General features: G+C 66.3%; 1 protein-coding gene. It reads left to right on the forward strand.

Annotation, left to right across the window (positions count from 1 at the left end; translation table 11 throughout):
* Positions 1-73: 73 nt before the first annotated feature.
* A partial coding sequence (locus tag OP04_RS48160; RefSeq protein WP_157241411.1) for an IS110 family transposase occupies positions 74-332 on the forward strand: 259 nt, incomplete at its 3' end.

A 332-nucleotide genomic window follows, 5' to 3' on the forward strand; every position in this document is an offset into this window, starting at 1 on the left:
CTTTACTGTCTTGTCCTGCCGTGCCCGGCTGGTGCGTGTCTGCCCTGTGTGCCCGGTGTGAGTGGACAGAGGGATGGACGGTTCAACGATGTCACAGTCGGGTGTGGTGGTCACGGGTGTCGAGGTGACGGGTGGTGTGGATACGCATCGTGACACGCATACGGTCGCGGCGGTCGATGGGGCGGGGCGGATGCTCGGGCATGCGCAGTTCGAGGCGACACCGGTCGGGTATGTGCTGCTGCTGGGGTGGCTGCGGGCGTGGGGGAGTGTGGTGCTGATCGGTGTCGAGGGCACCGGCGCTTATGGTGCGGGCCTGACCCGGTATCTGCGTG

Origin of the sequence: Catenuloplanes japonicus, from assembly GCF_000717135.1 — a bacterium.
Classification (GTDB): domain Bacteria; phylum Actinomycetota; class Actinomycetes; order Mycobacteriales; family Micromonosporaceae; genus Catenuloplanes; species Catenuloplanes japonicus.